General features: G+C 73.2%; 12 protein-coding genes and 3 pseudogenes. 12 read left to right on the top strand and 3 right to left on the bottom strand.

What is annotated here, in order from left to right; all coding sequences use genetic code 11:
• Nucleotides 1-9 precede the first annotated feature (9 nt).
• The 4 genes from AB0I89_RS02660 to AB0I89_RS02645 all read left to right on the top strand — a co-directional run bounded on the left by AB0I89_RS02660 (nt 10) and on the right by AB0I89_RS02645 (nt 4,150).
• Nucleotides 10-879: a manganese catalase family protein gene (locus tag AB0I89_RS02660; protein WP_357118949.1), complete on the top strand. Its 870-nt coding sequence runs from the start codon at nt 10-12 to the stop codon at nt 877-879.
• Between the two features lie 82 nt (nt 880-961).
• The gene (locus tag AB0I89_RS02655; RefSeq protein WP_357118947.1) at nt 962-1,246 is read left to right on the top strand and encodes a hypothetical protein; all 285 of its coding nucleotides are present in this window, start codon (nt 962-964) and stop codon (nt 1,244-1,246) included.
• A 37-nt stretch (nt 1,247-1,283) separates the two neighbouring features.
• On the top strand, nt 1,284-3,614 hold the full coding sequence (gene lon / locus AB0I89_RS02650; RefSeq protein WP_357118944.1) for an endopeptidase La: 2,331 nt from the start codon (nt 1,284-1,286) through the stop codon (nt 3,612-3,614).
• Between the two features lie 131 nt (nt 3,615-3,745).
• Nucleotides 3,746-4,150 (top strand): DoxX family protein, encoded by a 405-nt coding sequence (locus AB0I89_RS02645; RefSeq protein ID WP_357118941.1) that lies wholly within the window; start codon nt 3,746-3,748, stop codon nt 4,148-4,150.
• A gap of 47 nt (nt 4,151-4,197) precedes the next feature.
• Here AB0I89_RS02645 and AB0I89_RS02640 read toward each other — a convergent pair whose 3' ends face one another.
• On the bottom strand, nt 4,198-5,916 hold the full coding sequence (locus AB0I89_RS02640) for a DEAD/DEAH box helicase (protein ID WP_357118938.1): 1,719 nt from the start codon (nt 5,914-5,916) through the stop codon (nt 4,198-4,200).
• A gap of 72 nt (nt 5,917-5,988) precedes the next feature.
• A complete protein-coding gene (locus AB0I89_RS02635) occupies nt 5,989-6,888 on the bottom strand; it encodes a DUF6010 family protein (protein ID WP_357118935.1) in 900 nt (299 codons plus the stop codon).
• A gap of 131 nt (nt 6,889-7,019) precedes the next feature.
• Between AB0I89_RS02635 and AB0I89_RS02630 the strand changes: the two genes are divergently transcribed.
• From AB0I89_RS02630 to AB0I89_RS02605, 6 genes and pseudogenes are all read left to right on the top strand, one after another.
• Nucleotides 7,020-8,174: a histidine kinase gene (locus AB0I89_RS02630; RefSeq protein WP_357118932.1), complete on the top strand. Its 1,155-nt coding sequence runs from the start codon at nt 7,020-7,022 to the stop codon at nt 8,172-8,174.
• On the top strand, nt 8,171-8,776 hold the full coding sequence (locus tag AB0I89_RS02625) for a response regulator transcription factor (protein ID WP_357118929.1): 606 nt from the start codon (nt 8,171-8,173) through the stop codon (nt 8,774-8,776). Before AB0I89_RS02630 ends, AB0I89_RS02625 begins: the two co-directional genes overlap by 4 nt.
• Before the next feature lie 99 nt (nt 8,777-8,875).
• Nucleotides 8,876-9,025 (top strand): annotated as a pseudogene (locus AB0I89_RS02620) (XRE family transcriptional regulator); the annotation flags it as partial.
• A pseudogene (locus AB0I89_RS02615) lies at nt 9,016-9,195 on the top strand (DUF397 domain-containing protein); the annotation flags it as partial. The pseudogenes AB0I89_RS02620 and AB0I89_RS02615, both read left to right, overlap by 10 nt.
• 206 nt (nt 9,196-9,401) lie before the next feature.
• On the top strand, nt 9,402-9,518 hold the full coding sequence (locus AB0I89_RS02610; protein ID WP_357118926.1) for a twin-arginine translocase TatA/TatE family subunit: 117 nt from the start codon (nt 9,402-9,404) through the stop codon (nt 9,516-9,518).
• Between the two features lie 256 nt (nt 9,519-9,774).
• The gene (locus AB0I89_RS02605; protein WP_357118923.1) at nt 9,775-10,299 is read left to right on the top strand and encodes a 2'-5' RNA ligase family protein; all 525 of its coding nucleotides are present in this window, start codon (nt 9,775-9,777) and stop codon (nt 10,297-10,299) included.
• Nucleotides 10,300-10,326: 27 nt separating this feature from the next.
• Here AB0I89_RS02605 and AB0I89_RS02600 read toward each other — a convergent pair.
• Nucleotides 10,327-10,566: pseudogene (locus AB0I89_RS02600) on the bottom strand (S8 family serine peptidase); the annotation flags it as partial.
• A 75-nt stretch (nt 10,567-10,641) separates the two neighbouring features.
• Between AB0I89_RS02600 and AB0I89_RS02595 the strand changes: the two are divergent.
• Together AB0I89_RS02595 and AB0I89_RS02590 are read left to right on the top strand one after the other, a co-directional pair.
• Nucleotides 10,642-11,685, top strand: a complete 1,044-nt coding sequence (locus tag AB0I89_RS02595; protein WP_357118920.1) for an anti-sigma-D factor RsdA — start codon at nt 10,642-10,644, stop codon at nt 11,683-11,685.
• 155 nt (nt 11,686-11,840) lie between these two features.
• Nucleotides 11,841-12,800 (top strand): DUF5715 family protein, encoded by a 960-nt coding sequence (locus AB0I89_RS02590; protein ID WP_357118917.1) that lies wholly within the window; start codon nt 11,841-11,843, stop codon nt 12,798-12,800.
• Nucleotides 12,801-12,802: the final 2 nt, after the last annotated feature.

Below are 12,802 nucleotides of genomic sequence, written 5' to 3'. Positions count from 1 at the left end.
GGAGGTCGGATGTTCAGCCACGTCAAAGACCTGCAGTTCGAGGCCAAGCCGGACGCTCCGGACGCCGCGTTCGCCCGCCGTCTGCAGGAGGTGCTGGGTGGCAAGTGGGGCGAGATGACCGTCGCCAACCAGTACCTTTTCCAGGGCTGGAACTGCCGACTCCCCGGTAAGTACAAGGACCTGCTGCTCGACGTCGGCACCGAGGAGGTCGGCCACGTCGAGATGATCGTGACGATGATCAGCCGGTTGCTGGACAGCGCCCCGCTGACGCTGTCGGAGGCCGTCGCGGACAACCCCGGGGGCGGGGCGGTCTACGCCGGGTCAAACCCGGCGCACTTCATCCACGGCGGGGGCGGGGCGCTGCCCGTCGACGCCAGCGGGGTGCCCTGGAACGGCTCGTACGTCACCGCGAGCGGCAACCTCCTGGCCGACTTCCAGCTCAACGTCACCGCCGAGGCGCAGGGCCGGTTGCAGGTCGCCCGGCTGTTCAACATGACCGACGACCCCGGGGTCAAGCAGATGCTGCGCTTCCTGCTGGCCCGCGACACCATGCACCAGAACATCTGGCTGGCGGCCATCGAGCAGCTCAAGGAGGACGGCCTGGAGGAGATGCCGGTGCCGGAGGCCTTTCCGGACTCGGCGGAGTTCACCGACGAGTTCGGCTACACCTACCTGGGCTTCTCCTCGGGCGCCGACGCCGCCCAGCGGCGGTGGGCGTCCGGGCCCGCGCCGGACGGCAGGGGCGAGTTCCGGTACGACGACAACCCGCGCGCGAACGCCCCCGAGCCGGTGCTGCCGCCCGGTGACCCGCGGCTCTACGGCACCAACCCGGACCCGGCCGGCGGCGTCGTGAACACCGTCAAGAGCAGGCTCACCTGAGCTCGTCCCGTCGGGTCGTCCGGGTCCCGCACGGGCGGCCCGACGAGACCGCCCGCTCACCGGAGAAGACGAGGAGAAGCGTATGTCTGTCGTCGCGCCCGCCCGCGAGTCCGCAGCGGTCCCGCTGTCGCGTACCCGGGTGAAGTTGGCCGTCTGCACGGTGCTGACCGCGCTCGCCGTCGGGGTCGGACTGCCTGCCCGGGTGGTCCTCGCGCTGGCGCTGACCAGCCTGGCCATCCCCGTGGCCGTAGCGATGGCCGGGGGCGGCCGGGCGGTTCGCGAGCTGCTGCTGCTGCCGGCTCGCCGCCGGGCTCCGGACAGTGGCCTGGGTCACACGCCGGAACAAGGGGAACGCTTTGTTACTTGAGTGAGACACGCTCAACTCAATGGATAGCAGGTGTTCGATGGCAACTCTTCCGGTACTGCCCCTGACCGACGCCGTGCTGCTGCCCGGCATGGTCATCCCGGTGACCCTCGACCCGACCACCCAGGCCGCCATCGACGCGGCGCGGACAACCGGCGACCGCAAGCTGCTGGCCGTCCCGCGGATCGACGGCGAGTACGGCCCGATCGGCGTGGTCGCCACCATCGAGAAGGTCGGCCGGCTCCCCGACGGTGAGCCCGCCGCCGTCGTCCGTGGCCTGTCCCGCGCGCGCATCGGCTCCGGCGTGCCCGGTCCCGGCGCGGCGCTCTGGGTCGAGGCGACCGAACTCGACGAACCCGCTCCCGCCGGCCGCGCACGTGAGCTCGCCCGCGAGTACCGCGCCCTGGTCACCTCCGTGCTCCAGCAGCGGGGCGCCTGGCAGGTCATCGACGCCGTGGAGCGGATGACCGACCTCTCCGAGCTGGCCGACTCGGCGGGCTACGCGCCGTGGTTGACCCTGGAGCAGAAGACCGAGCTGCTCGCCGCGCCGGACGTCACCGCCCGGCTGGAGCTGCTGGTCGGCTGGGTGAAGGACTACCTGGCCGAGCAGGAGGTCACCGAGCAGATCAACAGCGACGTCCGCGAGGGCCTGGAGAAGTCGCAGCGGGAGTTCCTGCTGCGCCAGCAGCTCGCCGCGATCCGCAAGGAACTGGGCGAGGACGAGCCGGACGGCTCCGCCGACTACCGCTCCCGGGTGGAGAGCGCCGAGCTGCCCGACAAGGTCCGCGAGGCGGCCCTGCGCGAGGTCGGCAAGCTCGAGCGGGCCAGTGACGCCTCCCCGGAGGCGGGCTGGATCCGAACCTGGCTGGACACCGTGCTCGAGATGCCGTGGAGCACGCGTACCCAGGACAACACCGACCTGGCCGCGGCCCGGGAGGTGCTCGACGCCGACCACGCCGGTCTGTCCGACGTGAAGGACCGCATCCTGGAGTACCTGGCCGTGCGGAACCGGCGTGCCGAGCGCAACCTCGGCGTGGTCGGCGGTCGCGGCTCCGGCGCGGTGCTCGCCCTCGCCGGCCCTCCCGGGGTCGGCAAGACCAGCCTCGGCGAGTCCGTGGCGCGGGCCCTCGGGCGTAACTTCGTCCGGGTGTCGCTCGGCGGCGTCCGCGACGAGGCGGAGATCCGCGGTCACCGGCGCACCTACGTGGGCGCGCTGCCCGGTCGGATCGTCCGGGCCCTGCGCGAAGCCGGCTCGATGAACCCGGTCGTGCTCCTCGACGAGGTGGACAAGCTGGCCGCCGGCTACGCCGGTGACCCGGCCGCCGCCCTGCTGGAGGTGCTCGACCCGGCCCAGAACCACACCTTCCGGGACCACTACCTGGAAGTCGACCTGGACCTGTCCGACGTGCTCTTCCTCGCCACCGCCAACGTGGTGGAGTCCATCCCCGGCCCGCTGCTGGACCGGATGGAGCTGGTCATGCTGGACGGGTACACCGAGGACGAGAAGGTCGCCATCGCCCGCGACCACCTGCTGCCCCGGCAGCGGGAGCGGGCCGGGCTGACCGACGACGAGGTGACCGTCGCCGACGAGGCGCTCGCGCTGATCGCGGGGGAGTACACCCGCGAGGCCGGTGTCCGGCAGCTCGAACGGGCCCTGGCCAAGATCCTGCGCAAGGTGACGGTGACGCTGGCGACCGACCCGTCGCCGGTACGCGTCGACACCGACAACCTCAGCGGCTATCTGGGGCGGCCGAAGTTCACCCCGGAGTCGGCCGAACGTACGGCGGTTCCCGGTGTCGCCACCGGGCTCGCGGTGACCGGCGCCGGCGGCGACGTCCTCTTCATCGAGGCGACGAGCATGGAGGGCGAGCCGGGACTGACCCTGACCGGTCAACTCGGTGACGTGATGAAGGAGTCGGCGCAGATCGCGCTGTCGTACCTGCGCTCCAACGGGCGGCGGCTCGGCATCGACCCGAACGCCCTGGCCGGGCGGCGGATCCACGTCCACTTCCCGGCGGGCGCGGTGCCCAAGGACGGCCCGAGCGCCGGCATCACCATGGTGACGGCCCTGGCGTCGCTGGTCACCGGCCGCCCGGTCCGTCCCGAGTTCGGGATGACCGGTGAGGTGACCCTCTCCGGTCGGGTGCTGCCGATCGGCGGGGTGAAGCAGAAGCTGCTCGCCGCGCACCGGGCCGGCCTCACCGAGGTGATCATCCCGGCGCGCAACGAGCCGGACCTGGACGACCTGCCGGCCGAGGTGCGCGAGGCGCTGACCGTGCACACCCTGGCCGACGTGGCCGACGTGCTCGCGCTGGCGCTGCGCCCGGCCGACGTCCAGGCGCTGGACGGACCGGCGCTCTTCACGGTCTGACAGTCCACCACGATGACCCCCGCCGTCCGTCGACGGCGGGGGTCATCGGCGTCCACGCATCGAAGGCTAGTGTTCCGCTCGAAGCGTCGACCACCTCTCCGCCGCGAGGCGGTGCCCCCGGAGGTAACCCCGTGAATCTCGTGCTCGGGATCATCCAGATCCTGCTCGCTGTCGTCTTCGCCGGCGCCGGCCTGGCCAAGCTGACCCAGCCCAAGGACAAGCTGCGCGAGATGATGCGGTGGGTGGACCCGGTCCCGCCGTCGCAGGTCAAGGCCCTCGGCGCGGTCGAGGTGGCCGCCGCCCTCGGGCTCGTGCTGCCCGCGTTCACCGGCATCGCCACCGTCCTCACGCCGCTGGCCGCCGTCGGGCTGGTCATCGTCATGATCGGCGGCATCCTCGTGCACCTGCGCGACCGGAAGAAGCGCGACACGGCGGCCGAGCGTCGGCTGGAGATCCAGGGCGCGATCACCTGCGCGGTGCTGCTCGTCCTCGCCGCCGTGGTGGCGTGGGGACGCTTCGGCCCGTACTCCTTGTGAGGGCCCGTCGGCGACCGCCGTACCCAGGCGGTCGCCGACGGCTCAGCTCAGCGCTCGTCGCGTCCGCGGTCGCGGCGCACGGTCGCCTTGCGGCCCTTGATCGTGCTCTGGCGCAACCCGGAGATCACCTCGTCGGCGACGCCCTGCGGCACCTCGACCAGGGAGAACCGGTCCGCGATCTCGATCGAGCCGATGTCCCGGCCCCGGATGCCGGTCTCGCCGGTGATGGCGCCGACCAGGTCCTGGGGGCGTACGCCGGCCCGCCGGCCCAGGCCGACGAAGACCTGGACGGTGTTGCCGCCGACGCGCGGCCGGCCACCACCGCGTCGATCGCCGCCCCGCCCACCGAACTCCGGGCGACCCTCGCGCGGGGCGCGGACCGGAACCTGCGGAATCTCCTCCTCGTCGTCGGAGCCCGGCGACGTCACCTCGTGGGCCAGCTTCACGGCGGCGAGGGCGACCTCCATCAGGTCGAACTCGTCGGTCAGCGTCTCCACGATCACCCGGTACGGGTCGAGGTCGTCCTCCAGCAGGCTCTCCCGCAGCGCCGCCTGCGTCAGCTCCAGCCGGCGGGTCCGCATGTCCGCCACGGTCGGGATCTTGTCGATGGTGATCCGCTGGCCGGTCACCCGCTCGATGGTCTTGAGCATCCGGTGCTCGCGCGGCTCGGCGAGGGTGATCGCCACGCCCTCGCGTCCGGCCCGACCCACCCGACCGATGCGGTGCACGTACGACTCGGGCGCCGACGGCACGTCGTAGTTGACCACGTGGGTGAGCTGTTCGACGTCCAGCCCACGGGCCGCCACGTCGGTCGCCACCAGCAGATCCGCCGTGCCGGCCCGCAGCCGGCCCATCACCCGGTCCCGCTGTTCCTGGCTCATCCCACCGTGCAGCGCCTCGGAGCGGTAACCCCGGCCGTTCATCGTCTCGGTGAGCCGGTCCACCTCCTCGCGGCTGCGGCAGAACACGATCGCCGCCGTTGGCGACTCCACGTCGAGGACCCGGCCCAGCGCGGCCGGCTTGTGCGCGCGGGTCACGATGTACGCGCTCTGCCGGACCCGGGGCGCCTCGCCCGCCACCGGCTGCTCCCGGCCGATCTCGATGCGTACCGGCTCGGTCAGGTGCTGGCGCGCCATCCCGTCGATCCGCGACGGCATGGTGGCCGAGAAGAGCACCGTCTGCCGCTCGGCGGGCGCGTGCTCCAGGATCGCCTCGATGTCCTCGGCGAAGCCCATGTCGAGCATCTCGTCGGCTTCGTCCAGCACGACGGTGGCCAGGCCGCTCAGGCGCAGGGTGCCCCGGGCGATGTGGTCCAGCGCGCGCCCGGGGGTGGCCACGACCACGTCGACGCCGCTGTCGAGCGCCCGCAACTGCCGGCCGATCGGCTGCCCGCCGTAGATCGGCAGCACCCGTGCGCCCAGGTCCTTGCCGTACCGGTGGAACGCCTCGGACACCTGCACCGCCAGTTCCCGGGTCGGCACCAGCACCAGCGCCACCGGGTCCCCGCCGTCGCGGTGGGCCGGCATCCGGTGCAGCAGCGGCAGCGCGAACGCCGCCGTCTTGCCGGTGCCGGTGGCGGCCTGACCCAGCAGGTCCCGACCCTCGATCAGCGGTGGGATGGCCTCCCGCTGGATGGGCGTCGGCTCCTCGTAGCCGAGGGCGGACAACGCGCCCAGCAGTTCGTCGCGTAGCCCCAGGTCCGTGAACGCGGTCACGTCGGGCTCGCTGGCGGTCGGTGCGTCGTGCTGTGCAGGTGCGGAACTCATGTGCCAAGCCTTTCATCACCCCGTCGGGGCCGCTGCGCCGACCGGCACAACACGCCCGGCGCCCCGTGCGCGTCAGGCACCCGTGGTGAGGATGGCCAGGATCATGACGCCGGCCAGCACCACGTCGAGCACCCCGCAGAACTCGGCGTACCCCCGTGGCACCACCCGCCCGGTGCGGTGGTGGATGACGTCCCAGCCGGCGTGTGCCAGCCACCCCAGCGCCACGAGCCACGCCGCGGTCCGCCCCCCAACGGCGACCGCCGCCAGCGTCAGCGCGACCCAGACGGCCAGGCCGGCCAGTTGGGTGGCGAGCACACCCGGCCCGCGCAGCGTCCGCCGGGCCAGGCCGATCAGCAGGTACCCGCCGGGCAACACCAGCATCGTCCACGGGCTGAGCACGCCCGGGTCGACCCACATGTCGACGGTCACCAGCAGCGCGAGGCCGGCCGGCCAGCGTCGGGCGAGCGCCACCACGGCCGGGTGGTGGCGTACCGCCGTCGGTGTGTGGTGCCGGTGGCGCAGCGCCACCAGCACCATGGCCGGCACCATCAGCAGGTGTCCGCCGCGCATCAGTGCGTCACCGTCCAGCAGACCGGTCCAGAAGGGGACGAACAGCAGCAGGAACGGGACGTACATCGCGGCGGCCATCTCGACGCATGCGGGCCAGTGGTGTCCTCGGTAGCGCATCCACACGGTCATGCCGATGGTCATGTTGGTGGCCATCACCAGCGCGGCGACCTCCGGGCGGCCCAGCGTCGCGCCGATCCCGAGCACGGTGCCGGCCGCGTCCCAGAGCGGGCCGAGCAGCAGCATCCCGACGAACATGGCGACCGCCATCTCGCCGAGGTGCCACAGCCATCCCCGGCCGCCCCCGGTCGCCGTCGGGACCGGGGGCGCCGGCGGGGTGGCCGGCAGCGGCTCGGGCAGCGGTACGACGGGTGCGGTGTTCGCGTACATCTGTGTCTCTTCCATGCCTCGACCCTGCCGTCGGCGCGGCGCAGGGGGCAGGTGTGTCCGTCACCGGAAGTTCGTGCGGGCCGCACGGTCCGACCGTGACATCTCGCAGGGGTGGAGCGTGCGCGGGGCGGTCCTAGGATCGACGCGTGGTGAGCGAGGCAGGCACAGTCCGGGCGGACCGCCGGCTGCGCCGTGCCCGCCGGGCGACGCTGCTGTCGCTCGTCACCGGCGTCTGGGCGAGTGTCCTGCTGCCCGCGGTCGGCCTCGCCCGTGAGCCCGATCCGGGTCGGGCGGCGCTCGGCGCGGCCGGCGTCCTCGCCTTCGTGTTCGCCCAGACCGCGGTGCTGTACGCGGCCGTGACACCGTGGCTCGACCCGCGCCGGCGTCGCCGCTTCCACCTGGCTCTGGCCGGGGCGGCCGTGCTGACCGTTCCGCTGGTGGGGCCGGTGGCGGCCGGCGCCTGGCCGACGTGGGCCTGGCTCGGGGCGGCGCTGATCGGTATGGCGCCGCTGCTCGTCCGGCCGCGGGCCGCGTTCGCGGTGGCCGCCGCCGTCCTGCTGGTGTCGGTGGCCGTCGCCGAATGGACCGGCGGTTCAGTCGCGCGCCACCTGGCGGTGACCGGTGGGGTCGGGGTGGGCATCGCCGCTCTCAACGGCTTCCAGGTCTGGTTCTGGGACCTCCTGGTGGACGCGCGGCAGGGCCAGGCCGCCCAGGCCCGGCTGGCCGCCGCCGAGGAACGGCTGCGCTTCGCCCGCGACGTGCACGACGTCCTGGGACATCGCCTCACGGTGATCGCCCTGAAGGCCGAACTCGCCGCCCGCCTCGCCCCGATCGACCCGGAGCGGGCCGGTCGGGAGGCCGCCGAGGCCCAGCGACTCGCCGCGTCCGCGCTGACCGAGGTACGCGAGACCGTGCACGGCTACCGCGTCGTCGACCTCGACGAACAGCTCACCGCGATCGTGGGGGTGCTGCGGTCCTGCGGCGTACGGTGCACCGTCCTGCCGCCGCCGGCGGACCTGCCGCAGTCCGTCGCCACCGAACTGGCGGCGGTGCTGCGCGAGGCCGGCACGAACGTGCTGCGGCACAGCCGGGCCGACTGGTGCCGGATCCGTATCGGCCGGGAGGGCGACGTGGCCAGGATGACGGTGGTCAACGACGGTGCCGACGACCGGGGCCCGGACGCGCACAGCCATGGCCTGCGCGGCCTGGCCGACCGGCTCGCCGCTGCCGGAGGCGAACTGCGGGTACGCCGCGAGGACACCGTTTTCACCCTCGAGGCCACCGTGCCGGTGGCGACGTGATCCGCGTCCTGCTCGCCGACGACGAGGATCTCATCCGCGTCGCGGTCGGCGCGCTGCTCGACCTGGAGCCGGACATCGAGGTGGTGGCACACGCCCCCGACGGGCCGACAGCGGTCACCGCGACGCTCGCCCACCGCCCGGACGTGGCCGTGGTCGACCTGGAGATGCCCGGCCTGGACGGCATCGCGGTGGCCGCCGAGCTGTCCCGCGTCCGACCCGAGTGCGCCGTGGTGCTTCTCACCGGACACGGCCGGCCCGGTCACCTGCGGCAGGCGCTGACCGCCGGTGCCCGGGGCTTCCTGCCCAAGGGCTCGCCCGGTGGCGCGCTCGCCGACGTGATCCGCCGGGTACATGCCGGCGGCCGGTACGTCGACCCGTCCCTGGCCGCCGACGCGTTGACGCTGCCGGCGTGCCCGCTGACGCCCCGCGAACTGGAGACACTGCGGCTGGCCGAGTTCGGCGCGCCGGTCGCCGTGATCGCCCGCCGGGTGCACCTGTCCACCGGCACCGTGCGCAACCACCTCTCCGCCGCCGTGCAGAAGCTCGGCGCGACCGACCGCGCGGAGGCGGTACGGACCGCCCGGGACAACGGCTGGCTCTGACCTGTCGTCAGCCCTTGCTCTGCTTCACCCCACGCAACACTGGGCCGTCGCCGTGCCGTCGAAGGGCTCGGCTGCCGGCAACGCGCCCCGGCGACGAACCACATCGACGGGCAGGCCCAGGCGCAAATAACCGAACAGCAGTCAGAAATTGTTTCTCCTGACCGGCGATGGGAGCGCATCCGCGGGGAAGCTCTCTCCCGTGGACAGTCCTTAGACCTGCTCAGCGAAGCGGGATCCTCATGGACCTAACCGACGCGCTGTGGCGCAAGAGCACCAAGGGTGGCAACAACGGAGGGGCGTGTGTGGAGGTCGCTGACAACCTTCGGGGCGTCGTCCTCGTTTGGGACACGAAGGACCGTGACGGTGGGACGCTGACGTTCGCGCCGGAGGCGTGGCGAGACTTCGTCGGCTTCGCGCGGGGCCAGCGCAGAGTCTCGTCTCGCGACTCGGCTTGGCCATGCCGTCTTCGCGAAATCGTCGATCATGGAGCATGAGCCTGCCACGTGCCCACGACAGCCTCAAGACGCTGTGCACCGGGCAGCCATCGGCGATCTGCTCTCGAAGTGTTTGAAGGCGATCGGCGGCGGGGCACAACGGTCTGCACCCCCCGGACATGGAGGTTCTGATGCGCTGGCTGCTCATCCTTGTGATCGTCCTGCTGGTGATCGGCGGGATCTGGCTGCCCCGCCGAGCGCGGGGAGCGGGCAGGTCTTTGCGAAACCGGTTCGACGAGCGACGCTGATCCGCGCGTCCTGCCTGCTCCCCGGCCGATGAGGCCAGTCGCGCCCTCATGTCCGGAATGGCTTCAATGATGGCGTGATGCCCAGGAAGACGATGGCGGGTCCGGTAAACCGGTACGCTCCAGCGCCGTCGGACTGTTCTTCGACCTGGCCGTCCGGCCCGGCTCGGAGGCGGAATCAGCCCCGCTGTCCGTGACGGGGCCGGCCATCCGCACCGCTCGGTCATTGACGGGCGTGGCGCCCGCTAGCGTGGGCCTCGTGCGTACCGTGGAACTGGTCTGCTCGGCCGGGTTGGACGCCGAGGTCCGGGCCGCCTGGGATCGCCTGGCGGCGGCCGGGTTGCCGAGCCTGGCCCGCAACACCCACCAGACCAACCGGCCGCACCTGACCCTCGCCGCCGTGGACGAGTTCGGGCCGGGTGTCGAGCACCGGCTGGCCGACCTGTTCGACGCCGCGCTGCCGGTGCCGGTCACGCTCGACCGCGTGGTGGTGCTCGATGGCAGCGCCCCGCTGGTCTGGCTCGTGCGGCCCACGCCGGCGTTGACCGCGCTGCACGCCGCCGTCTGGGACGTCCTCGAGAAGGCCGACGGACACCGCCCCTGGCACGCGCCGGGAGCGTGGGTGCCGCACCTCAGCCTGGCGTTGCGGTTCCGCGACGCGGACCTGCGGATGGCCCGCGCGTTGACCGGCGGGCAGCGCCCGACGGGCGCGTTCGACGCGGCCCGCAGCTACGACGGTACGGACCGGACGGTGACCCCGCTGACGGAACCGTCCCGGCCCTGACTCGGGCCGGGACGGATCAGCGGGGGGTCAGAAGGTGGCGACGTTGAGCAGCTTCTCCTGGATGCCGTCCGGGTCGCCGGCCGGCCAGCTGTAATTCGTGGTGCCGGCCGCCTGGAGGGCCGACTTGACCGCGCTCGGGGTGGCGGTGGGGTGGGTGGCCTTGTAGAGCGCGGCCCCGCCCGCGACGTGCGGGCTGGCCATCGAGGTGCCGGAGATGGTGTTGTAGGCGGCGCCCTTCCAGGTCGAGTAGATGCAGACGCCCGGCGCCGTCCGACTCGCGCAGTACCGCGCTCTCACCCGGCTCCGCGCCCTCGTGGGCGACACCCTCGCCGGGGTGATCCTGTGACCGCGTCCGAGCCGGTGCCGACGCCGCCGGACCCCATCGTGCAGGCTGACCAACTGCTCGACGCGATCAGCCGTGGCGAGCGTCCGCCGCCGGGTCACCCGGACGACGACGCCGTCATCGCCCTCCTGGCCGACTGGCACGCGGACGTGGTGCGGCGGTCGGAGGAGTTCGAGGCGACCGCGGAACCGGCAGCGCCGGCAGCAGCCCCACGCGCGGCTCAGCCGGACGTGGTGACAGTGGCGCACCGGCCCGCTTCGAGCCGACCACCGTGGACGGGCCGCCGCCGGCGTTCCCGCACCGGTGCCCCGACCGGCGTCGCGCGCCGCCGTGGCAGGCGACCCACGTACGCTGCCGCCGCGCTGGCCCTGGTCACCGTCGTCGGCGGTCTCTGGTTCGGCGCCGGCCGCGCGGAGCCGGGCGGCCTGTTGTGGCCGGTCACCGAGTTGGTCTACGCCGAGCGGGCGCAGTCCATGGTCGCCGAACGTGAGGTCGGACGGATGCTGGAGCAGGCCCGGCAGGATCTTGCCGACGGGCGCCACGACGACGCGCGCCGACAGTTGGAGCGCGCCGAGGGCCTGTTGAGCACCATGGGCGCGGACACGACCGCGGTTCGCCTGCGCAGGGAGCTCGAGGAGTTGCGGCTGCTGCTCCCGCCCGCCCCTGCGGCCGAACCGTCGTCCCCCGCCGGGGACATCGCCACCAGCGCCACGCCGGTGCCCTCCAGGACCGGGCCGGCCACCTCCACGAGCCAGGGATCCCCGGCGGCTGTCGCCAAGCCGAGCCGTAACCCGGCCGGGTCGAGATCGACCACGCCGGCCACGACGACGCATCCGACCGGGCCGCCCGCTGGCGTGCCGGCCGCCCGGCCGAGCGCACCGACCGCGCGTGCGAAGCAGCGTCCGTCGACCCCTGGTGGCCGTCCGGGCGGCGTACCCGCCGATCAGGGCGGCGCACCGTCCCGCCAGGATGGCGCGCAGTCGCACCGGGACAGGTCGGTGACGACGCCCGGACACCCCGCAAGCCTGCGGCCGAGCCGGTAACACCAGTCGTCGTGGCGCGGCCCGCGGGCGCCTCACCTGCGCCCGCGGCTTCTTTGGGTGAGATCGGAGGATTGTTCGGTCTACGTCGGTCTCGATGATTACGGTGTTTTTCAGGGTGATTGACCCAGCGACGTGGCCGGAGAAGGGAACCCGTCATGCGAGTGCCCAGCCGTAGTCCGGGACAGCAACCCGCGTCGCCCACCGCTCCACCTCGCCGCCGACCCCCCGGCGCCGCCACCCGACGCCCGACCAGCGCCGCCCCCGACCTCGCCGCCTACCGGGCGGCCGTGGCCGACCTGCTCGTCGAGGTGGGGGCCCTGGCCGACGCCACCAGCACCCGGGCACGTCAGGTGCTCATCGACGAGCGGCTGCGCGAACCGGCCCTGGCGGCCGTGCTCGACGCCACCCCGCAGGGCCTGCTCGGGGCGCGCGAGACGCTGCTGCTGGAGATGGCCCGCTACCAGCCGAACGAGCGCACCTCGGCACGCGACCTCACCGCGCTGGTCCGGATCTACCTGCTCTCCCGCATCGACGTGCTGTGGTGGCAGGACGCCCCCGTGTTCCACACCGACGACCAGGTCAACGGCAGCGCGGAACTGGTCGACCTGGAGTGGCTGCGCCGCCGGGACCTGCTGCGCTTTCGCTACCAGGAGCAACCCGCGACCGTGCTGGGCCGGGCCGCGCGCGGACTACGCCGGCGGCTGCGCCCCGACGTGACCCCGCGCACCGCCGGTCTGCTGTTCCGTCGCGCCCGCCGGGAGGTGGTGGCGCTACTCAACGAACTGGGCCGGGAGTTCGCCGCCGCCGCGCCCGCGGGCACCCCGCCGCTGTGGGTGACGAGCCTGGTCCGGAGCACCGAGCACCAGTACCGGCTACGCCGCCTGGGTTACGCGGCGATGCTGCCCAGCGGCCACTGCCTCGGCTACTCGGCCGACGTCGAGCTGGCCTGGTTCACCCGGTTCGGCGCGCGCGACGCCCTCGCGGAGCTGCTGCTGGCCCGCCAGGAGGCCGGCGACCTGAACGTGATCGACGAGGGGCAGGCCTGGCACCTGTGCCTCGCGCCCACCGCCCGGCATCGCCTGCGCCGGGCGTACGAGGCCGAGATGGGGGTCTGAGC

Source organism: Micromonospora sp. NPDC049801 (assembly GCF_040656575.1).
Classification (GTDB): domain Bacteria; phylum Actinomycetota; class Actinomycetes; order Mycobacteriales; family Micromonosporaceae; genus Micromonospora.
Note: the sequence above shows the minus strand (reverse complement) of the source record. Positions and strands in the feature narration are given on the sequence as shown.